We start from the raw sequence: 20,824 nt of genomic DNA on the forward strand, positions 1-20,824 counted from the left end.
CACCGGGCTTGACCGGCGGACGGGGTATCAACATATCTGGCGTTGACTTTTGGCACGCTGTTGAGTTCTCAAGGAACGGAAGCTTCCTTCGAGACCGTTTCACCGGCCCCTCCGGGCTTTCCCTTCGATTTCTCCAGCTTATCAGATCTTTTCCGACCCGATTCCCGCTGGCGGGATTCCTGCTCTGCCTTTCCGGCCTCTCGGCCCGTCCGGCGTGTTCACTACTTTAGCGGATTTCCCTGGCGACTCATAATCGAGCCGACCGAATCGAATTCCGGCATGCCGAAATTGACCCTGAAGGGAGGCCGTGCAGTAGTGGTTTGCCGCTAGGCGGCAGAAGTGGCTGCCGTTGGACCTCGTTCGGCCCGCGGCAACTGTTTGACTCTACACCAGGGCCGTATGGCCTACAAGCCAGGCCAGTTGCTCCGCTCCGCGCTACGCTGCCTGCCATGACTTCGCATGCGCTCACCCAGCAGTGGTGGCCCGCCTGACGGCGGCCGCCCCTCAACGCATGCAACCAACGGCCGCCGCCTCGGCGGCCGTTCGCGTATCTGCTCCCGCTACCGGCCCCGCGGACGGCGGCCCCGTATTTAGGGAGACAGCGAGATGGCGCGTACCTTCAGCGGTGTCAAGCCGACCGGACACCTCACCTTGGGCAACTACCTCGGTGCCGTACGGCGGTGGGCCGAAGTGGACCAGCATCAGGCGGACGCGTTGTTCTGCGTCGTCGATCTGCACGCCCTGACCGTCGACCATGACCCCGGGCGGGTGCTGCGACTGAGCCGCCAGGCGGCCACGCTGCTGCTGGCGGCCGGGCTTGACCTGGCGAAGTGCACGGTGTTCGTACAGAGCCATGTGGTCGAGCACGCTCGCCTGTCCTATCTGATGGAGTGCACGGCCACCGACGGCGAGATGCGGCGCATGATCCAGTACAAGGAGAAGGCGGCCCGCGAGCGGGAACGTGGCGGGAGCGTACGGCTGTCGCTGCTCACATATCCGGCGCTGATGGCGGCGGACATCCTGGCGTACCAGGCGGACGAGGTACCGGTCGGTGACGATCAGACGCAGCACGTCGAGCTGGCCCGTGATCTGGCCGTCCGGTTCAACCAGCGGTACGGGCACACCTTCACCGTGCCGAAGGCGGTGCGTCCGCCGGTGGCCGCACGGGTGATGGATCTGCAGGACCCGACCTCGAAGATGGGGAAGTCACATGCGGCGACGGCCGGGATCGTCTATCTGCTGGACGAGCCGGACGTGGTGCGCAAGAAGGTGATGCGCGCCGTGACGGACAGCGGCAGCGAGGTGGGGTACGCGCCGGACACCCAGCCGGGGGTGGCGAACCTGCTGGACATCCTGGCGGCGTGCACGGGGACATCCCCGCAGGCGCTGGCCGATGGCTACGACTCGTACGGCGCTTTGAAGAAGGACACCGCGGAGGCGGTCGTCGAGTTGCTGCGGCCGTTGCGGGAGCGGCACGCCCGGCTGTGCGCCGATCCGGGCCATGTGGACCGCGTGTTGCGCGAGGGTGCCGAGCGGGCGCGGGCGCTGGCGCGCCCGACCGTTGACGCGGCGTACGCGGCGGTCGGGCTGATGCCGGCGCTGTGACAGGGGTCAGCCGTTCCCGGAGGCCAGTTCGCGGCTGCGGTCGCGGGCGGCCTCCAGGGCGGCGAGCAGCGCGGCCCTTACTCCGTGGTTCTCCAGCTCGCGGATGGCACTGATCGTGGTGCCCGCCGGAGAGGTGACCGCCTCGCGCAGCTTGACCGGGTGTTCGCCGCTGTCCCGGAGCATGACGGCGGCGCCGATGGCGGCCTGGACGATGAGGTCGTGTGCCTGGGCGCGCGGCAGACCGAGCAGGATGCCCGCGTCGGTCATCGCCTCGACCAGGTAGTAGAAGTAGGCGGGTCCCGAACCGGACAGCGCGGTCGCCGCGTCCTGTTGGGACTCGGGTACCCGCAGGGTCTTGCCGACCGGGTTGAAGATCTCCTCGGTACGGGCCAGGTGCGCTTCGGTGGCGTGGCTTCCGGCGGAGATGACGGACATGCCCTCGTCCACGAGGACGGGTGTGTTGGGCATGACCCGTACCACCGGGGTGCCGTCGGCGAGCCGCTGCTGGAGGAAGGCGGTGGTGATGCCCGCCGCGGCCGAGATCACCAGGCGGTCGGCCGGGACGTGCGGGGCGAGTTCCTCCAGCAGGGCGGCCATGTCCTGCGGCTTGACGGTGAGGATGAGGGTGTCGGCGGCCTTGGCCGCTTCGGCGTTGCTGACCGCCTCGACGCCGTAGCGGGTGCGTAGTTCCGCCGCGCGGTCCGAGCGGCGCGTGGTGACCAGGAGATCACCGGGGGCCCAACCGGCCCGGATCATTCCGGAGAGCAGCGCTTCGCCGATCTTTCCGGTGCCGAGTACGGCGACTTTCTGGGTCATCGCGGTTCACCTCGCGCGTTGCGTACGTGCCCTACTACTGCGGGCCATCCTCGCACCGCGCGCCGGGTCAGGGCGTCCGGCGGCGGAGCGTGGCCGAGCCCAAGCCCAGGACGAGCAGCGCGCTGCCCGCGATGATGGCGAGGTCGCGGGTCAGGTCGCCGGTGACCGACGTCTCCCGGGAGACCCGGGTCATGGCGTCGACCGCGTACGACATGGGCAGCACGTCCGAGGCGTAGGACAGTGCGGTCGGCATGGCGCCGCGCGGTACGAACAGGCCGCACAGCAGCAGCTGCGGGAAGATCACCGCGGGCATGAACTGGACGGCCTGGAACTCGCTGGCCGCGAAGGCGCTGACGAACAGCCCGAGCGCGGTGCCCAGCAGTGAGTCGAGGACGGCGACGAGCAGCAGCAGCCAGGTCGACCCGGCGAGGCTGAGGTGCAGCAGTCCTACGGCGAGGCCGGTGGCGAGCGCGGCCTGGGCGATGGCGAGCAGGCCGAAGGCGAGTGCGTAGCCGAGGATCAGATCGGCTTTGCGCAGCGGCATCGAGAGCAGCCGCTCAAGGGTTCCCGAGGTGCGCTCGCGCAGCGTGGCGATCGAGGTGACCAGGAACATCACGATCAGCGGGAAGATGCCGAGCAGTGCGGGTCCGATGTGGTCGAAGGTCTGCGGTGTGGCGTGGAACGCCCAGTAGAGCAGGGTGATCAGGGCGAGCGGAACGCCCAGCATCAGGGCGATGGTGCGCGGGTCGTGGCTGAGTTGGCGCAGGACGCGCCGGGCGGTGGCAAGGGTGCGCTGAGCGGTCATCGGGTCGCCTCCTGGCGGTGCGCGGCCTGGTCCACGAGGTGGAGGAAGGCGTCCTCGACGGTCTGGGTGCGGGTTCGGGCGCGTAGCGCCTCGGGGGTGTCGTCGGCGAGCAGCTGTCCGTCGCGTAGCAGCAGGAGCCGGTCGCAGCGTTCGGCCTCGTCCATGACGTGGCTGGAGACGAGCAGGGTGGTGCCGCGGTCGGCGGCCAGGCGGTGGAAGAGGTTCCACAGGTCGCGGCGGAGTACGGGGTCGAGACCGACGGTTGGCTCGTCCAGTACCAGCAGTTCCGGTGTGCCGAGCAGGGCCACGGCGAGGGAGGCGCGGGAGCGCTGGCCTCCGGAGAGGCGGCTGACCAGGTTGTCGGCGCGCGAGGTGAGGTCGACCTCGGCCAGCACGCGCTGCACGGTCGAGCGGCGGTCCGCGCGTGCGGTGCCCGGCTGCAGGACGCTGGCGAAGTAGTCAAGGTTCTGCCGGACGGTCAAGTCCACGTAGACCGAGGGCGCTTGGGTCACATAGCCGACGCGGGAGCGCAGTGCGGGATGCCCGGCGGGGCGCCCCAGCACGTCGAGGTCTCCGGTGACCTTGGCCTGGGCGCCGACCACGGCGCGCATCAGCGTGGACTTCCCGCAGCCGCTGGGCCCGAGCAGGCCGGTGACCTGGCCTCGGGGGACGGTGAAGTCGAGCCCCTTGAGGACGGTACGGGCGCCGCGGGCGACGGTGAGCCCGGCGGCGCGGACGGCCGGAACATCGGAATTCATCACGCGATGAATAGTGCGGGCCGGCGCGCCCCACGTCAAGGGGGTGGGCCTTGCCCCACCTCAGGTCGGGCGCTGAGGGCAGTGCCATCGGATCGGCGCTCGCCGAAACTGATGCCATGAGGGGACACGGGCGAGAACGGCGAAGGCTCCACGACCACGAGCGCCTGGACCGGCGGCTTCGCCGGAGCCGGCGGTGGCAGGCGCTCAACCTCGGGGTGCGGATCTTCCGTAGGTCACTGGACACCGTCATGCCGCTGGCGGTGGCCATCGCCGCCACCACGCTGACGTTCTGCATGGGACTGGTCTTCCTGGCGCCGCCCGCGCTGCGGCTGACCCAGTGCATGGCCAGGCGCGAACGGCGGGCGCTGGCCGAGGAGTTCGGCATCGAGGTGCCGGAGGCGTACAGGCCCGAGGTGACCGTGGAGACGCTGCCGGACGGGCGGTTCCGCTACGGCAGGCGCATCAAGCGCAGCATGCCGGGCCAGTGGGAGCTGGACTTCCACCGGTTCACCACCGATCCGGCGATCTGGCGCGACCTGCGCTGGCTGTCCAGCGCCCTGGTGCTCGGGGTGCTGGCCGCGCTACCGGCCGCGATGGTGGCATACGGGCTGATCGGGCAGTTCGTGCCGCTGATCGCCTGGTGGGTACACCACCTGGGCGGAGGCGACAGCGCCGCGTACACCTGGTTCCTCGCCGCGCCCAACGGTGAGCTGGCCTGGCCCGCGCACCTCCTGCTCGGCGCGATGCTCTTCAGCGGGACCAGCTTGGCCCCGGCCTTCACGCAGATCTACGGCCGTTGGTCGGCGAACCTGCTCACCCCTCCGCAGAACGCCCGGCTTCAGCAGCGGGTGCGGCGGCTCACCGAGACCCGGGCCGACGCCCTCGACACCCAGGCGGCCGAACTGCGCCGCATCGAACGGGACTTGCACGACGGCGTCCAGGCACGACTGGTGGCGATGGGCCTGAACCTGGGCGCGGTCGAGCAGTTGATGGAGCACGACCCGGAGGCCGCCAAGGCGCTGCTGGCACAGTCCCGGGAGGCCTCGGCGACCGCGCTGCGCGAACTGCGCGGCCTGGTACGCGGAATCCACCCGCCGGTGCTCGCCGAGCGCGGTCTGGCCGACGCGGTCAAGGCGCTCGCCCTCGACAGCCCGCTGACCGTCGAGGTGACCGAGGACCTGCCAGGCCGGGCCGAACCGCCGGTGGAGTCCGCGGTGTACTTCGCGGTGAGCGAGTTGCTGACCAACGTCGCCCGGCACGCGTCGGCCGACCGGGTGTGGATCGATGTGCACCACACCGGCGGAGCGCTACGGGTCCAGGTCACGGACGAAGGCCGTGGCGGAGCCGATGCCTCGAAGGGCAGTGGGCTGCGCGGTATCGAGCGCAGGCTCGCTACGTTTGACGGAGTGCTGGCCCTGAGCAGTCCACAGGGCGGACCGACCATGGTGACCCTGGAGCTGCCGTGCGTGTTGTCCTCGCCGAGGACCTCTACCTCCTACGGGAAGGCCTGATCCGGCTGCTCGAAGCCCATGGCTTCGAGATCGCGGCGGCCGTGGAGACCGGCCCCGAACTACAGCGGGCGCTGGTCGAACTGCGGCCTGATGTCGCGGTGGTGGACGTACGGCTGCCGCCGACGTTCACCGACGAGGGCCTGCAGGCGGCGCTGGCGGCCCGGCGGGCGGTCCCGGGCCTGCCGGTCCTCGTACTGTCGCAGCACGTGGAGCAGTTGTACGCGCGCGAGTTGCTGGCCGACGGCTCCGGCGGGGTGGGCTATCTGCTCAAGGACCGGGTCTTCAACGCCGGGCAGTTCACGGACGCGGTACGGCGGGTGGCCGCGGGCGGTACGGCGATGGACCCCGATGTCATCGCCAAGCTGCTGCGCAGCAACGCGCGTGACGAGCCGCTCGCCGCGCTCACGCCGCGGGAACGCGAGGTGCTGGAACTCATGGCGGAGGGCCGCTCCAACACCGCTGTCGCCGGGCGGCTGTTCATCAGTGAGGGCGCGGTCAGCAAACACACCACCAGCATCTTCGCCAAGCTGGGCCTGGCCGCCTCCGATGACGACAACCGCCGGGTGCTCGCCGTACTGGCGTACCTCAACCGGACGTGACGCGAGCGCCGTACGCCGTCAGCGGCGCTTGCGCTTCTTGACGTCGGCGGGCCGGGCCGCCGGGTTGCCGGTGCGCGCGGTGCGCCGCCGCTGGTGGGCCTCGCGCGCCTGCTCGTACTCGGCGCGCCGCAGCTTCTCCCCCGGCGCCTCGCGCAGGCAGCGCAGGAAGTACGCGACCAGCGAGCCGATGAAGCCGATCAGCAGCAGCCCGCGGTTGTCCCCCTTGGCCTCGGGGCGGCGGTTGAAGCCGTCCCAGGTCTGGCGGAAGGCCAGCGCGGTGCAGACGGCGAAGGCCGCGATGAAGAGGATCTTGACGAAGCCGCCGACATCGGCGGTGTCGAAGCCCTGGTAGGCGAACCGGACCAGGAACGCACCGGCGGCCGCGGCTGCCAGCGAGCCGATCGCCAGACCGACCCGCCGCCAGCGGTAACCGCCGTCGTGGTGGACCCACGTGGTGCCGAAGAACCGGATGGGCTCCGGCCGCGGGCCGTCCTCGTCGCCGCTGTGCTGCTGCTGTGCCTCGCTCACGTGGGCAATTGTCACCCGAGCTTGCTGATGTCCCGCACCGCGCCCTTGTCGGCGCTGGTCGCCATGGCCGCGTACGCCCTGAGCGCGGTGGAGACCTTGCGGTCGCGGTCCACCGGTCGGTACACACCGCCGAGCGCCTCGCGGCGCGCCGCCAGCTCCTGCTCGCTCACCTTGAGCTCGATGGACCGGCCCGGGATGTCGATGCGGATCAGGTCACCGTCCCTGACCAGCGCGATGGCGCCGCCGGCCGCCGCCTCCGGGGAGACATGGCCGATCGACAGGCCGGAGGTGCCGCCGGAGAAGCGGCCGTCGGTGATCAGCGCACAGGCCTTGCCCAGGCCGCGGCCCTTGAGGAACGCGGTGGGGTAGAGCATCTCCTGCATGCCGGGGCCGCCCTTGGGGCCCTCATAGCGGACGACCACCACGTCGCCCTCCTTGACCCGCTTGTTCAAGATCGCGTCGACCGCCTGCTCCTGGGACTCGACGACCACCGCCGGGCCCTCGAAGACCAGGATCGACTCGTCGACACCGGCGGTCTTCACGACACAGCCGTCCGGCGCGATGTTGCCGCGCAGCACCGCCAGGCCGCCGTCGGCGGAGTAGGCGTGCGCGATGTCCCGTACACAGCCGGACTCCGCGTCGGTGTCCAGCGACTCCCACCGCTCGGACTGGGAGAAGGCGGTGGCGGAGCGGACGCACCCCGGGGCCGCGTGGAACAGCTCCACGGCCTCGGGGGACGGGGAGCCGCCCCGGATGTCCCAGCTCTTCAGCCAGTCGGCGAGGGACGCCGAGTGCACCGCGTGCACGCTCTCGTCGAGCAGCCCGGCCCGGTGCAGTTCGCCGAGGATGGCCGGGATGCCGCCCGCCCGGTGCACGTCCTCCATGTGGTACGAGCCGTTGGGCGCGACCTTGCACAGGCACGGCACGCCGCGGGAGAGCTGGTCGATGTCGGCCATCGTGAAGTCCAGCTCGGCCTCCTGGGCGGCGGCGAGCAGGTGCAGGATCGTGTTGGTCGAGCCGCCCATGGCGATGTCCATGGCCATGGCGTTCTCGAACGCCGCGCGGTTGGCGGTGGAGCGCGGCAGGACGGTCTCGTCGTCCTGCTGGTAGTACCGCTTGGTGATCTCGACGACGGTGCGTCCCGCGTCCTGGTACAGCTTCTTGCGGGCGGTGTGGGTGGCGAGCACCGAGCCGTTGCCGGGCAGCGCCAGGCCCATCGCCTCGACCAGGCAGTTCATCGAGTTGGCGGTGAACATGCCGGAACAGGAACCGCAGGTCGGACAGGCGGCTTCCTCGACGCGGGCCAGGTCCTCGTCGGAGACCGACTCCGAGACCGCGTCCGACATCGCCGAGATCAGGTCGAGGCCGGTGCGGACCGTGCCGTCCACCAGCACCGCCTTGCCGGCCTCCATCGGGCCGCCGGAGACGAAGACGGTGGGGATGTTGAGCCGCAGGGCAGCCATCAGCATGCCCGGAGTGATCTTGTCGCAGTTGGAGATGCACACCAGCGCGTCGGCGCAGTGCGCCTCGACCATGTACTCGACGGAGTCGGCGATCAGATCACGCGACGGCAGCGAGTAGAGCATTCCGCCGTGCCCCATGGCGATGCCGTCGTCCACGGCGATCGAGTTGAACTCACGGGGGATACCGCCCGCGTCCTTGATGGCGTCGGAGACGATGCGGCCGACGGGAGCGAGGTGGGTGTGGCCGGGTACGAACTCGGTGAAGCTGTTGGCCACCGCGATGATCGGCTTGCCGAAGTCCTCGCGCGCTACGCCGGCCGCGCGCAGCAGCGCGCGTGCTCCCGCCATGTTGCGGCCGTGGGTGACCGTACGTGACCTCAGTTCGGGCACGGGACCTCACTCCTTGAGTTCGTGGGCGCCTTCCGAGAGTACGCTCCCGGTGTCGGGATGCGGACAAGGTGTCCGGGATGCGGACGGCCGTTTCGGCAGCCGGTTATTCGGCCGCGGTCAGATAGCGCTGGATCGTCGGGGCCACATACGCGACGACCTCCTCCTCCGTCGCCGAGGCCAGCGGCTCCACCTTGAGCACGTACCGCATCAGCACGACACCCATCATCTGCGCGGCGGCGAGCTCCGCGCGCAGCCGGGCGTCCGGCAGATCGAGCTCTCCCACCACCCTCAGCAGCAGCCTGCGCAGGACGAAGCCGCGCAGCACCGTCGCCGCCGTCTCGTTGGTGACCGCCGAGCGCACCACGGCGAGCAGCGGAGCGCGGGTGACCGGGTTCTGCCATACCGACAGGAAGTAGCGGGCGAGCCGCTCACCGACCCCCTCCGGGCCCGCGGCCAGCAGCTCGGGCACGCTCAGCGCGGGCGCGAAGGAGACCTCGATGGCCGCCTCGAAGATCTGCTCCTTGGCGCCGAAGTAGTGGTGGACCAGGGCCGGGTCGACCTCGGCGGCCCTGGCGATGGCGCGTATCGAGGTCCGGTCGTAGCCGCGCTCGGAGAACACCGCCCGGGCGGCGGCCAGGATCCGCTCCCGGGTGCCGGAGTCACCGGCCCGCGCGCCGGTGGGGCGGCCGCGGCGGCGTTTGGGAGACGGTGTCTCCTGCGGCGCCTGCGGCTCCTGTTGTTCCTGGGGGGTCATCGGGACCGGCCGACCCCCGCGGCGGAGGCCAGATGGAGCCGGGTGAAGGCCAGCGCCTCGGCCAGATCGGCTTCGCGTTCGGCGGCGGACATCGCGCGCCGGGTGTTGACCTCGACCACCACATGGCCGGAGAAACCGGTGGCGGCCAGCCGCTCCAGCAGGGCGGCACACGGCTGGTTGCCACGGCCCGGGACGAGATGCTCGTCCCGGGCCGAACCGTTGCCGTCGGCGAGGTGCACATGCGCCAGCCGGTCGCCCATCCTCTCGACCATGTCCAGCGCGTCGTTGCGCGCCGTCGCCGTGTGCGACAGATCGACCGTGAAGTGCCGGAAGTCCTCCCTGGTCGGGTCCCAGTCGGGGGCGTACGCGAGCATCTCCCGGTCGCGGTAGCGCCACGGGTACATGTTCTCCACCGCGAACCTGACATCGGTCTCGTCGGCCATCCGCCAGACGCCGCGGACGAAGTCCCGGGCATAGTTGCGCTGCCACCGGAAGGGCGGATGCACCACGACCGTGGAGGCGCCGAGCCGCTCCGCCGCGCTACGGGCCCGCTGCAGCTTGATCCACGGGTCGGTGGACCAGACCCGCTGGGTGATCAGCAGACACGGCGCGTGTACCGCCAGGATCGGCACGCCGTGGTAGTCCGAGAGGCGGCGCAGCGCCTCGATGTCCTGGCTGACCGGGTCCGTCCAGACCATGACCTCGACACCGTCGTATCCGAGCCGGGCGGCGATCTCGAAGGCGGTCGCCGTGGACTCGGGGTATACGGACGCGGTCGACAGGGCGACCTTGGCGTCCGGCACCGTCACGGCACGGCGCTTCGCCGTGCCTCCGCGCTGCGCGCGGTCCGGGTGCGTTGGGTCAGCCACGGGCAACAGCGTACGGGGGCGCTGCCGCTGGGCGAGCGTGATCCCCGTTACGGTGCGCTCTCGCTTGGCGCTTCTGGGTGGGGGTGTTCCCCTCCCTCCCCCCGTTGCCGTGGTCCGCATCTTGCCGTTGCGCGGGGTGGCCTCCGGCCCGGTTGCGGTTGCGGTTGCGGTTGCGGCAGGGGAATTGCCCTCCCTCCCACCCGTTGCCGTGGTCCGCGATCTTGCCGTTGCGCTCGGCCGACGTTGGGTCGGGGGCGCGCCGCGGTGTCTCCTCACCCCAGCTGTCACTTCACAGTTGCGGTGCGTCGCGGGGTCGTTGCGGGGACACCCCGGCACACCCCCTTCCGTGAGTTTCTGCGCTCGCGGGCCGGTGAGCGGAAAAACGAGGGCAAAAGGGCCCCGAACCCCTGGCGGGGCTAGCGGAGCGGCAGCGGCATGCGGTCCAGGCGCCGGAGGATCACGCCTTCCCTGAGCGCCCAGGGGCAGATCTCCAGCTCGTCCAGCTCGAACAGGTCCATCGCGCCCTCGGCGACCAGGGCGCCCGCCAGCAGCTGGCGGGCGCGCCCCTCGGAGACGCCCGGCAGCATGGCGCGCTCGTCGACCGGCATCGCCGCAAGTCGCGGCACCCACTCCTCCAAGGCGCGCCGGCTCAGGGTGCGCTGGGTGTAGAGGCCCTCGGCCGAGCGGGCCGCGCCCGCGATGCGGGCGAGCTGCTTGAAGGTCTTGGAGGTGCCGACCACATGGTCGGGCGTACCGAGCCGGGCGAACTCGGCGACGGTCCGCGCGATCTGAGCCCGTACGTGCTTGCGCAGCGCCCGTACGTCCTCCGGTGACGGCGGATCGCCGGGCAGCGCGGCCGTGAGCCGACCGGCGCCCAACGGCAGCGACACGGCCGCGTCGGGCTGCTCGTCGATCCCGTAGGCGATCTCCAGCGAGCCGCCGCCGATGTCCAGCACCAGCAGCCGTCCGGCCGACCAGCCGAACCAGCGGCGGGCGGCGAGGAAGGTCAGCCGGGCCTCGTCCTCGCCGGACAGTACGCCCAGGTCGATGCCGGTCTCCTCGGCGACACGGGCGAGTACCTGCTCGCCGTTGGCCGCCTCCCGTACCGCGGAGGTGGCGAACGGCAGGACCTCCTCCACGCCCTTGTCCTCGGCGACCTGCCGGGCGTCGAGGATCTGCGCGATCAGCCGTTCGACGCCCGCGTCGTCGATCGCCCCCTCGTCGTCGAGGAGCTCGGCCAGTTTCAGCTCCACCTTGTGGGAGTACGCGGGCAGTGGCCGCGCGCCCGGATGCGCGTCTACCACCAGCAGGTGAACGGTATTGGACCCCACATCGAGCACTCCCAGTCGCATAGCCAAGACGCTAGCGCGATCCGAACAACGCGGTGACCGCGGGCAGGACCTACTCTGGACCGCGTGGCAAAGGCGGCAAAGGTGAAGAAGTCGAAGAAGAAGCAGCAGCAGCGGAGCGCGGGCGACGAGGTCGGGCTGGACTTTCCGCGGGCCTGGGTGGAGTTCCCCGACCCCGCGGACGACGAGCAGGTCTTCCGGTGCGATCTGACCTGGCTCACCTCCCGCTGGACGTGTGTCTTCGGCCGCGGTTGCCAGGGCATCGAGGCGGGCCGGGCCAGCGACGGCTGCTGCACCCTGGGCGCGCACTTCTCCGACGAGGACGACGAGGCCCGGGTCGCCAAGCACGCGGCCCGGCTGACGCCCGGGACCTGGCAGTTGTACGAGACCGGCACCGGGCCCGACGGCTGGGCCGAGGTCAACGAGGACGGCGACCGGCAGACCCGGCGGGTGGATGGCGCGTGCGTCTTCCTGAACCGGCCGGGGTTCGCGGGCGGCGAGGGCTGTGCGCTGCACACGCTGGCGCTGCGCGAGGGCCGCGAGCCGCTGGAGACCAAGCCGGACGTGTGCTGGCAGCTGCCGATCCGCAGGACCTACGACTGGGTGGACCGGCCCGATGACAGCCGGGTGCTGGTGGTGTCGATCGGCGAGTACGACCGGCGCGGCTGGGGGCCGGGCGGCCACGATCTGCACTGGTGGTGCACCGGGGCGACATCGGCGCACGGCGCCGGCGATCCGGTGTACGTCTCGTACCGGCCGGAGCTGACCGAGCTGATGGGTGCCGCCGGGTACCGGAAGTTGGTGGAGCTGTGTGAGGCGCGGATGGCCTCGCAGCTGCCGTTGGTGGCGCCGCATCCGGCCGATCCGGCGCCCTGAGCGGGTGTGCCGGTTGTGCCGTTCGGCGGGGCTTGGCCGGTTGCGGTGGGTTCGGCACCGCCGGTCCGCGTCGTGGGGTTGCCGGCCGTCGCGGCGGGATGATCTGTCGGGGGCCGGCCCCCGGCGGCCCCCGGGCTCAGGACGCTGATGGTTTCGGGGTCTTGGGGCTCTTCGGGGTCGGCGTCGAACTGGCCGAGGGGGTCGGGGACGGCTGTCCCTGGCCCTCGATGGTGACCGCCGCGCCGGACGGTTCGAAGACGATGCGTCCCCGCCACGGCCCGGCCGGTTCGGCGTGATGGTCCACCACGACGGTGACCGTGACGCTCCCGCCCGGCCGCAACTCCCCCGAGGTGAGGCTGAGTTGCAGCCAGGGCGCACTGGTCGAGGCGGTCCAGTGCACCGGTGAGCCGCCGGTGTTGGTGAGCGTGAGCAGGGTGTCGGCCCCCGCCGGTTGGGCCTGGACAGTGATCCGGCCGGGTCCGGGGGATGTCGGTCCGGTGCCGCTGGGGGCGGAGGGGGACGGAGAGCCGGGTGTCCCGGGAGCGGCGGACGGGCGGCCTCCGGCGTCCGCGGACGAGCCGGTGTTGGGCAGGGCGCCGGGGCTTCCGGAGCCGCCCTTGTCCCCGCGCTGGGTGGCGAGGTTGCCCGTGCTGTCCGCCTTCTCGTACCGGTAGCCGTCGCCGCCGTCCGCCTCGGTGGCGGAGACGGTGGCGGTGTCCTGGCCCTCTCCGGTGTGCGGGGCGCTGTGGTACGCGGCCCACAGCGCCAGCGCCGGGGCCGCCACCACGGCCGCGACCACCGTGGTGGTCACCGTGCGGTGCCTGATCAGCGCGCGACGGGCGGCCCGGTCCTTGCCGTCCACCGGGAAGCCGCGCCGGTCGAAGTACGGTACGGGACGGTGTCCGCCGCCGCGCATGGCGCGCAGCGAGTGCTGCATGGCGCAGTGCGCGGCCTCACGCGGCGCCTCCAGCACGGCGAGGACGGCCGGGGTGGCGGTGCCCGGCCAAGGCCCGGCGGCGACCGCCTGCTCGGCGGTCAGACGGCAGGCCGGGCACTCGTCGACGTGCCGTACGAGTTCCCGGCGCAGCGCCGTGCCGAGCAGCACCTGGGTGTCCCCGGCGAGACGGGCGACGGCCGGGCAGCTGCCGAGTTCGACCACCGCGAGCGCGGTGCGGGTGCGCTCGATCTCGCAGGCGGCGCGGGACAGCAGGGCGCGGGCGATCTCCCGGTCCATGCCGGTGACGACGGCGATCTCGCGCTCGGAGAGCTGGTGGCGGACGGCGAGTTCGATGGCCTCGCGCTGTTCCGGAGTGGTTCCGGCGGCCTCCGGCCAGGCGAGGGCGGCCAGTTCGCGACGGCGCTCCTGGGCGGCCTGTGTCGAGGTCTCGGGCGAGCCGACGGCCGGGCGCCCCTCGGCGAGCCGGCGCAGGCAGGCCCAGCGGGCGATGGCGTACAGCCAGGGACGGCGCAGTTCGGGGTCGCGCAATCGGCCGCGGTAGCGTTCGGCGACGGCGAGGGTGTCGCCGAGCGCCGCGATGGCGGTGTCGCGCTCGCACAGCACCGACAGGCAGTAGGTGAACAGCCCGTCCAGGTACGGCTCGTACTGCGCGGGCGGCTCCTGGGACGCAGGGCTGGGCGCGCGGCGGTTGGCGCGCGGGACCGCCCGGTGCGCGCCGGTGATGGTGTGGTGCGATCGGGGGTGTTCAGGCCTGCTCATCACTGGGCGACGGTAGGGCGGCGATTAGCGCCCTCCCACCCCTCATCGCAAGGTTTAACCCTTTCGGGTGCACTTCACCGGTAAAAACGGACACCGTCATCGGCCGTCTGGGTGACACACGCATCGTGCCGCCCCGCGCACTCGCGCACGCCTCCGCGGACGGCTGACCGCTGTCAGCGCCCACCGCTACGGTGTCCGTTATGGCTGCCCGTACGCGTACCACCGCAAAGGACCGACCGTCCTACCGCTGCACCGAGTGCGGCTGGACCACCGTCAAGTGGCTCGGCCGGTGCGGGGAGTGCCAGACCTGGGGCACCGTCGAGGAGTACGGTGCCGCGCCCGCCGTGCGGACCACCGCGCCGGGCCGGGTCACCACACCGGCCAAGCCGATCGGGCAGGTCGACGGGCGGCAGGCGACCGCGCGCGGTACCGGTGTGCCCGAGCTGGACCGGGTGCTGGGCGGCGGTCTGGTGCCGGGCGCCGTGGTGCTGCTCGCGGGCGAGCCCGGGGTCGGCAAGTCGACGCTGCTGCTGGACGTGGCGGCGAAGGCGGCCAGCGGCCAGGCCAGGACGCTGTATGTGACGGGAGAGGAGTCCGCCGGGCAGGTCCGGCTGCGCGCGGACCGGATCGGGGCGATCAGCGACCATCTGTACCTGGCCGCCGAGACCGATCTGAGCGCGGTCCTGGGCCACTTGGACGACGTCAAGCCCGCGCTGCTGGTGCTGGACTCCGTGCAGACCGTGGCCTCCCCGGAGATCGACGGTGCGCCGGGCGGGATGGCGCAGGTCCGCGAGGTGGCGGGGGCGCTGATCCGGGCCTCCAAGGAGCGGGGCATGTCGACGATCCTGGTCGGGCATGTCACCAAGGACGGCGCGATCGCCGGTCCGCGGCTGCTGGAGCACCTGGTCGACGTGGTGCTGCACTTCGAGGGCGACCGGCACGCGCGGCTGCGGCTGATCCGCGGGGTGAAGAACCGGTACGGGGCGACTGACGAGGTCGGCTGCTTCGAGTTGCACGACGAGGGCATCACCGGCCTCGCCGACCCGTCCGGCCTGTTCCTGACCCGGCGTGACGAACCGGTGCCCGGGACCTGTCTGACCGTCACGCTGGAGGGCCGCCGCCCGCTGGTCGCCGAGGTGCAGGCGCTCACCGTGGCCTCGCAGATTCCCTCGCCTCGGCGGACCACCTCGGGCCTGGAGACCTCACGGGTGTCGATGATGCTGGCGGTGCTGGAGCAGCGCGGCCGCATCCACCAGATCGGCAAGTGCGACATCTACAGCGCGACGGTGGGCGGGGTGAAGCTCTCCGAGCCGTCCGCCGACCTGGCGGTGGCGCTCGCGCTGGCCAGTGCCGCCAGCGACACACCGCTGCCGAAGAACCTGGTGGCGATCGGCGAGGTGGGCCTGGCGGGCGAGGTCCGGCGGGTCACCGGCGTCCAGCGGCGGCTGGCCGAGGCGGCCCGGCTGGGCTTCACGCACGCCCTGGTACCGCAGGATCCGGGCAAGACCCCGCCCGGTATGCGGGTGACCGAGGTGGCGGACGTGGGGGACGCGCTGCGGGTGCTGCCGCGCGGCTCGGCGCGCCCGGCGCGGCGGGACGATTCGGGCTAGCACGGGCCCCGCCGGTGCGGGGGCGATGCCGGTGGCGGGCCGGCGGAGGCGCCTGCCCGATATCCGGTGCAGCCCCCGCGACCGCCGGAGCGACGCCGGTAGACTTTGCCCTGGTCTCGCCCGTCCGGGCATCCGTACGACCGGAGGAGTGCAGTGGCAGCCAACGACCGGGCAGCGTCTTCCGGCAGGTCCGGCAGCGGAAGTTACGGCGCCGAGCGCCTGATGCGCGCCTCGCTCAGCGCGGTCGCACCCGGCACGGAGCTGCGGGACGGTCTGGAGCGCGTCGTGCGCGGCAACACCGGCGGCCTGATCGTGCTGGGCATGGACAAGACCGTGGAATCGCTGTGTACCGGCGGCTTCGTGCTGGACGTGGAGTTCACCGCGACCCGGCTGCGGGAGCTGTGCAAGCTGGACGGCGCGGTGATCATGGACCGGGACATCTCCAAGATCCTTCGGGCGGGCGTCCAGTTGGTCCCCGACCCGACCATCCCCACCGAGGAGACCGGCACCCGGCACCGCACCGCGGACCGGGTCAGCAGGCAGGTGGGCTTCCCGGTGGTCTCGGTCAGCCAGTCGATGCGCCTGATCGCGCTGTACGTCGACGGTCAGCGCCGGGTGCTGGAGGATTCGGCGGCGATCCTGTCCCGCGCCAACCAGGCGCTGGCCACGCTGGAACGTTACAAGCTGCGCCTCGACGAGGTGGCGGGCACGCTGTCCGCGCTGGAGATCGAGGACCTGGTCACCGTCCGGGATGTGACGGCGGTGGCGCAGCGGCTGGAGATGGTGCGCCGGATCGCCACCGAAATCGCCGAATACGTGGTCGAGTTGGGCACCGACGGGCGGCTGCTGTCGCTCCAGCTGGACGAGTTGATCGCGGGCGTGGAGCCGGAGCGTGAGCTGGTGGTGCGGGACTACGTACCGGAGCCCACCGCGAAGCGGTCCCGTACCGTCGTCGACGCGCTGGCCGAGCTGGACTCGCTGCCGCAGAGCGAACTGATCGAACTGACCACGGTGGCCCGGGCGTTGGGCTACACCGGCTCGCCGGAGTCGCTGGACACGGCGGTCAGCCCGCGCGGCTACCGACTGCTGGCGAAGGTCCCCCGGCTGCCGAACACCGTGATAGAGCGGTTGGTCGAGCACTTCGGCGGGTTGCAGAAGCTGCTGGCGGCCAGTGTGGACGATCTGCAGACGGTGGACGGCGTCGGCGAGGCGCGGGCCCGCTCGGTCCGCGAGGGACTGTCCCGGCTGGCGGAGTCCTCGATCCTCGAACGGTACGTCTAGCCCTCCGCCCCCGAACGGCGGGTCCTGACGTCAGGACCCGCCGTTGAGGGCGAACGATGCCTGCGCCGAACCGACTCCGCCCGCTGTCACCTTGACCTGGTACGTACCGGAAGCCGCGGTCTGCGCACCGGACGGCGAGGCGCACTGCGGAACGCTCAGGGTGCGGTCCCACTGCACGTAGAAGGTGGCCGAGCCGCCCGCCGGAACCTGCAGCGGGTACGCCTCGTGGGTGGGCGGGCAGTCATCCGACGCCCACACATGGTGACCGGAGCCGTCGACGATGGTGACCACCGCGGCGGTGCTGCCGAAGTCCACCTTGCAGGCGCTGCCACCGGAGTTGACCGCCGTCAGCTCGAACTTCGGTTTGTCGGTCAGGTCGTAGGTGTCCTTCGCGCTGCGCAGCTTCAACTGCACCTGCGAGGAAGCGCAGCCGGGCAGCGAGGAGTTCGCCGGGAGGGGCGGCGGGTTGCCGCCGGACGTACCGCCGCTGCCCGAAGCACCGGCGGAGCCGGCGCCGCCGGAGGTGTCGGCACCGCCCGCGCCGCCGGACGAGCCGGTGCCGCCGGAGGTGTCGCGACCGCCCGGCCGTGCCGTGATGCCGGTCTGGCTGCTGGTCGGGCCGGGGGTGATGGAGGGAACCGGAGTGCGGCCGCCGGGTCCGTGCGCCGAGCTCTTGTGTCCAGCAGTGCCGTCACCACCTGAGGTCAGCGTCCAGACTATGAGCCCGACGAGGAGCACGAACAGGCCCAGCACAACTGCCCGCCGCCGCCAGTAGATGGAGGAGGGCAGGGGGCCCACCGGGTTGCGCAGATTGCCCACGCCCCAAACTCTATGGGAGATCCGCCACCGCTCTGTGCACCACCCGCCGCACGGACCTCAACTCTTTGCAGGTCTTCATATGTTTCGCTGCCGCCGCGGCGGTGTGGAAGGATCGAAAGCGTCATGACGACCGATACCGCCACCGCCGCCCGAACCGACGGCACCGCACTGCACCTGCCGGTCACCGCCTGGTTCGAGGGCAATGCCCGTGATCTGCCCTGGCGGCGCCCGGAGGCCGGTGCGTGGGGCGTCATGGTCAGCGAGTTCATGCTGCAGCAGACGCCGGTGTCGCGGGTTCTGCCGATGTACGAGCAGTGGTTGGCGCGTTGGCCGCGCCCGGCGGACCTGGCCGCGGAGCCGTCCGGCGAGGCGGTGCGGGCCTGGGGGCGGCTCGGCTATCCCCGGCGCGCGCTGCGGTTGCACGCCGCCGCGAGCGCCATCACCGAACGGCACGGCGGTGAAGTGCCCAGCGACCACGCCGAGTTGCTGGCGCTGCCGGGCGTCGGCGAGTACACCGCGGCCGCGGTCGCCTCGTTCGCCTACGGCCAACGGCACACGGTGCTGGACACCAACGTCCGCCGGGTGTTCGCCCGTGCGGTCAGTGGCGTGCAGTACCCGCCCAACGCCACGACGGCGGCTGAACGGCGGCTGGCGCGGCGGCTGCTGCCGGATGACGAGGCCACGGCGGCGCGTTGGGCGGCGGCCACCATGGAGCTCGGCGCCCTGGTCTGCGTGGCGCGCGGTCCCGAGTGCGGGCGCTGTCCGATCGCGGAGCGGTGCGCCTGGCGGTTGGCCGGGTTCCCGGAGCACGACGGTCCGCCGCGGCGCGGCCAGTCGTACGCCGGAACCGACCGCCAGGTACGCGGCAAACTCCTTGCCGTACTACGCGAATCCCATGAACCCGTGACACAAGCCACACTTGATGCGGTTTGGGACGAACCGGTGCAACGTGCACGCGCCTTGGACGGTTTGGTCGCCGACGGACTGGTGGAGCCCGTCGCGCAGGGTGTGTACCGGCTTCCCCTTGAGTGACCACGGCGTGACCGCCGAGTGACTGCGCGAGCAGATGGTTCCGGCTGTTACACAACCGACGGGTTCCTGTGAGGCCGCTGTGGGCTCACGGCCGGGGATTCCGCAACAGCCGGTCCCTAGCGTCCTTCCCTGTCGGCCCGACCAGCCGACCGGATGCGAACTGTGACAGCACGGAAACGGGACGTTTGGAGGCGGCCATGGGCGCGGACTCGGCGATCGACGGCAAGACGCTGGATTTCGAGGAGTACGTGCGAGCCCGGCAGGACTCGCTGCTCCGCAGCGCCCGCCGCCTGGTCCCGGACCCCGTCGACGCCCAGGACCTGGTCCAGACCGCCCTGTGCCGTACGTTTCCGCGCTGGGAGCGGATAGCGGACAAGGGCCTCGCCGACGCGTACATGCGCCGGGTCATGATCAACACCCGTACCGAGTGGTGGCGCGCCCGCAAGCTGGACGAGGTGCCCACCGACAACCTCCCCGACGCCAGCATCGACGACGGCACCGAGCAGCACGCCGACCGCGCCATGCTGCTCGGCGCTCTCGCGGTGCTCGCCCCCAAGCAGCGACAGGTCGTCGTGCTGCGGCACTGGGAGCAGATGAGCACCGAGGAGACCGCGCGGGCCCTGGGGATGTCCACCGGGACGGTCAAGAGCACCCTGCACCGCGCCCTGGCCCGGCTGCGCGAGGAGCTTGAGCGCACCACCTACGGCCGTGACGAGCACGCCGACAGCGCCGCCGACGCGGAGCCAGGGGAGGGCGCGTGCGCCGCATAGCCCCCTGGAGATACGCGTTTCTGACCGCCGCGCTCGCGCCTCTGGTGATCACCACCGGCTGCGCCGAGGGCGGCGGTATGCGTGTCGAGGGGACCGCGGGCACCGCTGTGACGACGTCCTCACCCTCCGCACATCCCTCACCGCCCGCAAAGGTGGATCCGGTCGCGTTGCTCAGCAACGACCCCAAGGTGGGCACCGACATCAAGCGGAACCTCAAGCCGTGCGCTGGCCACGAATACCCCATCGACACCAGTTACGGGAACGTGACCGGGAACTCTGCGCCCGATGTGGTGATAAACGTCCAGACTTGCGCGGATGGCGTGGGGCTAGGTAGTTACGTCTACCGTATGGATAACGGCGAATACACCGAGGTCTTCGGGGACGAGCAACCGCCCGTCTACATTGACATCGAGAAGGGCGACCTGCAGCTGACGCGGCAGGTCTACGGCCCCGACGACAAGGTGTGCTGTCCGTCCGGCGAGGACGTGATCACGTACCACTGGACGGGAGACCGGTTCGCCGAGACCGCCCGCACCCACAGCGACTACGGGAAAAAGGCCGCCGATGGCTGAGACGCATGTCCTGTTCGTCGAGGACGACGATGTGATCCGCGAAGCGACACAGCTCGCGCTGGAACGCGACGGCTTCAAGGTGACCGCTGTCCCGGACGGGATCGTCGGCCTGGAGGCCTTCCGCGCCCGCAAGCCGGACATCGCGCTGCTGGACGTGATGGTGCCCGGACTGGACGGGGTCAGCCTCTGCCGCCGGATCCGGGACGAGTCCACGGTGCCGGTGATCATGCTGTCGGCACGTGCCGACTCGATCGACGTCGTGCTGGGCCTGGAGGCCGGGGCGGACGACTACGTCACCAAGCCGTTCGACGCCGCGGTCCTGGTCGCCCGGATCCGCGCCGTGCTGCGGCGCTTCGGCCACGCCTCGGGCGGCGCCGGAACGCAGGCGGCAGCCGAGGGCGACGGCTCCCTGCGCTTCGGCGACCTGGAGATCGACACCGACGGCATGGAGGTACGGCGCGGCGGCGAGCCGGTCTCGCTCACCCCGACCGAGATGCGGCTGCTGCTGGAGTTCTCCGCCGCACCCGGGTCCGTGCTCTCCCGCGACCGGCTGCTCACCAGCGTCTGGGACTACGACTGGGGCGGCGACACCCGCGTCGTGGACGTCCATGTCCAGCGGCTGCGCACCAAGATCGGCCAGGATCGGATAGAGACGGTGCGCGGCTTCGGATACAAGCTCAAGGCCTGAGCGACCGTGCCT

At 71.4% G+C, this 20,824-nt stretch carries 20 protein-coding genes; 10 read left to right on the forward strand and 10 right to left on the reverse strand.

The genetic code is table 11. The annotated features are described in order from the left end of the window. Positions 1–606 precede the first annotated feature (606 nt). Complete coding sequence (trpS, locus tag P2L57_RS37895) at positions 607–1,605, forward strand: tryptophan--tRNA ligase (protein WP_275822746.1); 999 nt, start codon at positions 607–609, stop codon at positions 1,603–1,605. A 6-nt stretch (positions 1,606–1,611) separates the two neighbouring features. On the opposite strand, the gene proC is transcribed toward trpS, so the two are convergent. From proC to P2L57_RS37910, 3 genes are all read right to left on the reverse strand, one after another. After that, on the reverse strand, positions 1,612–2,421 hold the full coding sequence (gene proC / locus P2L57_RS37900; protein ID WP_275822748.1) for a pyrroline-5-carboxylate reductase: 810 nt from the start codon (positions 2,419–2,421) through the stop codon (positions 1,612–1,614). Positions 2,422–2,488: 67 nt separating this feature from the next. Further along, positions 2,489–3,226, reverse strand: a complete 738-nt coding sequence (locus tag P2L57_RS37905) for an ABC transporter permease (protein ID WP_275822750.1) — start codon at positions 3,224–3,226, stop codon at positions 2,489–2,491. After that, positions 3,223–3,984, reverse strand: coding sequence for an ABC transporter ATP-binding protein (locus P2L57_RS37910; RefSeq protein ID WP_275822807.1), 762 nt, complete (start codon positions 3,982–3,984; stop codon positions 3,223–3,225). Before P2L57_RS37910 ends, P2L57_RS37905 begins: the two co-directional genes overlap by 4 nt. Before the next feature lie 116 nt (positions 3,985–4,100). Between P2L57_RS37910 and P2L57_RS37915 the strand changes: the two genes are divergently transcribed. Next, positions 4,101–5,495: a sensor histidine kinase gene (locus P2L57_RS37915; RefSeq protein ID WP_275822752.1), complete on the forward strand. Its 1,395-nt coding sequence runs from the start codon at positions 4,101–4,103 to the stop codon at positions 5,493–5,495. After that, positions 5,447–6,094 carry a LuxR C-terminal-related transcriptional regulator gene (locus P2L57_RS37920; protein ID WP_275822754.1) on the forward strand — a complete coding sequence of 216 codons (648 nt, stop codon included), beginning with the start codon at positions 5,447–5,449 and terminating at the stop codon, positions 6,092–6,094. Before P2L57_RS37915 ends, P2L57_RS37920 begins: the two co-directional genes overlap by 49 nt. 18 nt (positions 6,095–6,112) lie before the next feature. Here the strand turns inward: P2L57_RS37920 and P2L57_RS37925 are convergent, their stop codons facing one another. From P2L57_RS37925 to P2L57_RS37945, 5 genes are all read right to left on the reverse strand, one after another. Continuing rightward, the gene (locus tag P2L57_RS37925; RefSeq protein WP_372516080.1) at positions 6,113–6,631 is read right to left on the reverse strand and encodes a hypothetical protein; all 519 of its coding nucleotides are present in this window, start codon (positions 6,629–6,631) and stop codon (positions 6,113–6,115) included. A 2-nt stretch (positions 6,632–6,633) separates the two neighbouring features. After that, positions 6,634–8,475 carry a dihydroxy-acid dehydratase gene (ilvD, locus tag P2L57_RS37930; protein ID WP_275822757.1) on the reverse strand — a complete coding sequence of 614 codons (1,842 nt, stop codon included), beginning with the start codon at positions 8,473–8,475 and terminating at the stop codon, positions 6,634–6,636. 103 nt (positions 8,476–8,578) lie between these two features. Further along, complete coding sequence (locus P2L57_RS37935; protein ID WP_275822759.1) at positions 8,579–9,229, reverse strand: TetR/AcrR family transcriptional regulator; 651 nt, start codon at positions 9,227–9,229, stop codon at positions 8,579–8,581. Beyond that, positions 9,226–10,038: a sugar phosphate isomerase/epimerase family protein gene (locus P2L57_RS37940; RefSeq protein WP_275822809.1), complete on the reverse strand. Its 813-nt coding sequence runs from the start codon at positions 10,036–10,038 to the stop codon at positions 9,226–9,228. The genes P2L57_RS37935 and P2L57_RS37940 overlap by 4 nt, the downstream gene beginning before the upstream one ends. Before the next feature lie 476 nt (positions 10,039–10,514). Further along, on the reverse strand, positions 10,515–11,450 hold the full coding sequence (locus P2L57_RS37945; protein ID WP_275822761.1) for a Ppx/GppA family phosphatase: 936 nt from the start codon (positions 11,448–11,450) through the stop codon (positions 10,515–10,517). Positions 11,451–11,513: 63 nt separating this feature from the next. Here P2L57_RS37945 and P2L57_RS37950 point away from each other — a divergent pair, with 63 nt between their 5' ends. Then, on the forward strand, positions 11,514–12,323 hold the full coding sequence (locus P2L57_RS37950; RefSeq protein WP_275822763.1) for a DUF3109 family protein: 810 nt from the start codon (positions 11,514–11,516) through the stop codon (positions 12,321–12,323). A 136-nt stretch (positions 12,324–12,459) separates the two neighbouring features. On the opposite strand, the gene P2L57_RS37955 is transcribed toward P2L57_RS37950, so the two are convergent. Continuing rightward, positions 12,460–14,040, reverse strand: a complete 1,581-nt coding sequence (locus P2L57_RS37955; protein ID WP_275822765.1) for a BACON domain-containing protein — start codon at positions 14,038–14,040, stop codon at positions 12,460–12,462. A 200-nt stretch (positions 14,041–14,240) separates the two neighbouring features. Here P2L57_RS37955 and radA point away from each other — a divergent pair, with 200 nt between their 5' ends. Beyond that, positions 14,241–15,650: a DNA repair protein RadA gene (gene radA, locus P2L57_RS37960; RefSeq protein ID WP_275822767.1), complete on the forward strand. Its 1,410-nt coding sequence runs from the start codon at positions 14,241–14,243 to the stop codon at positions 15,648–15,650. A gap of 153 nt (positions 15,651–15,803) precedes the next feature. Next, complete coding sequence (gene disA, locus P2L57_RS37965) at positions 15,804–16,931, forward strand: DNA integrity scanning diadenylate cyclase DisA (RefSeq protein ID WP_275822769.1); 1,128 nt, start codon at positions 15,804–15,806, stop codon at positions 16,929–16,931. Between the two features lie 30 nt (positions 16,932–16,961). On the opposite strand, the gene P2L57_RS37970 is transcribed toward disA, so the two are convergent. Continuing rightward, positions 16,962–17,750, reverse strand: a complete 789-nt coding sequence (locus P2L57_RS37970; protein ID WP_275822771.1) for a hypothetical protein — start codon at positions 17,748–17,750, stop codon at positions 16,962–16,964. A gap of 123 nt (positions 17,751–17,873) precedes the next feature. Between P2L57_RS37970 and P2L57_RS37975 the strand changes: the two genes are divergently transcribed. The 4 genes from P2L57_RS37975 to cseB all read left to right on the forward strand — a co-directional run bounded on the left by P2L57_RS37975 (position 17,874) and on the right by cseB (position 20,812). Continuing rightward, positions 17,874–18,782 (forward strand): HhH-GPD family protein, encoded by a 909-nt coding sequence (locus tag P2L57_RS37975; protein ID WP_275822773.1) that lies wholly within the window; start codon positions 17,874–17,876, stop codon positions 18,780–18,782. A gap of 197 nt (positions 18,783–18,979) precedes the next feature. Then, entirely contained in the window at positions 18,980–19,552 is a 573-nt protein-coding gene (locus P2L57_RS37980; protein WP_275822775.1) for a SigE family RNA polymerase sigma factor, read from the forward strand. Beyond that, the gene (locus tag P2L57_RS37985) at positions 19,540–20,124 is read left to right on the forward strand and encodes a hypothetical protein (protein ID WP_275822777.1); all 585 of its coding nucleotides are present in this window, start codon (positions 19,540–19,542) and stop codon (positions 20,122–20,124) included. Before P2L57_RS37980 ends, P2L57_RS37985 begins: the two co-directional genes overlap by 13 nt. Further along, entirely contained in the window at positions 20,117–20,812 is a 696-nt protein-coding gene (cseB, locus tag P2L57_RS37990; RefSeq protein ID WP_275822778.1) for a two-component system response regulator CseB, read from the forward strand. Before P2L57_RS37985 ends, cseB begins: the two co-directional genes overlap by 8 nt. Positions 20,813–20,824 lie beyond the last annotated feature (12 nt).

This window comes from Streptantibioticus ferralitis (genome assembly GCF_029223525.1).
In the GTDB taxonomy this organism is placed as follows: domain Bacteria; phylum Actinomycetota; class Actinomycetes; order Streptomycetales; family Streptomycetaceae; genus Streptantibioticus_A; species Streptantibioticus_A ferralitis.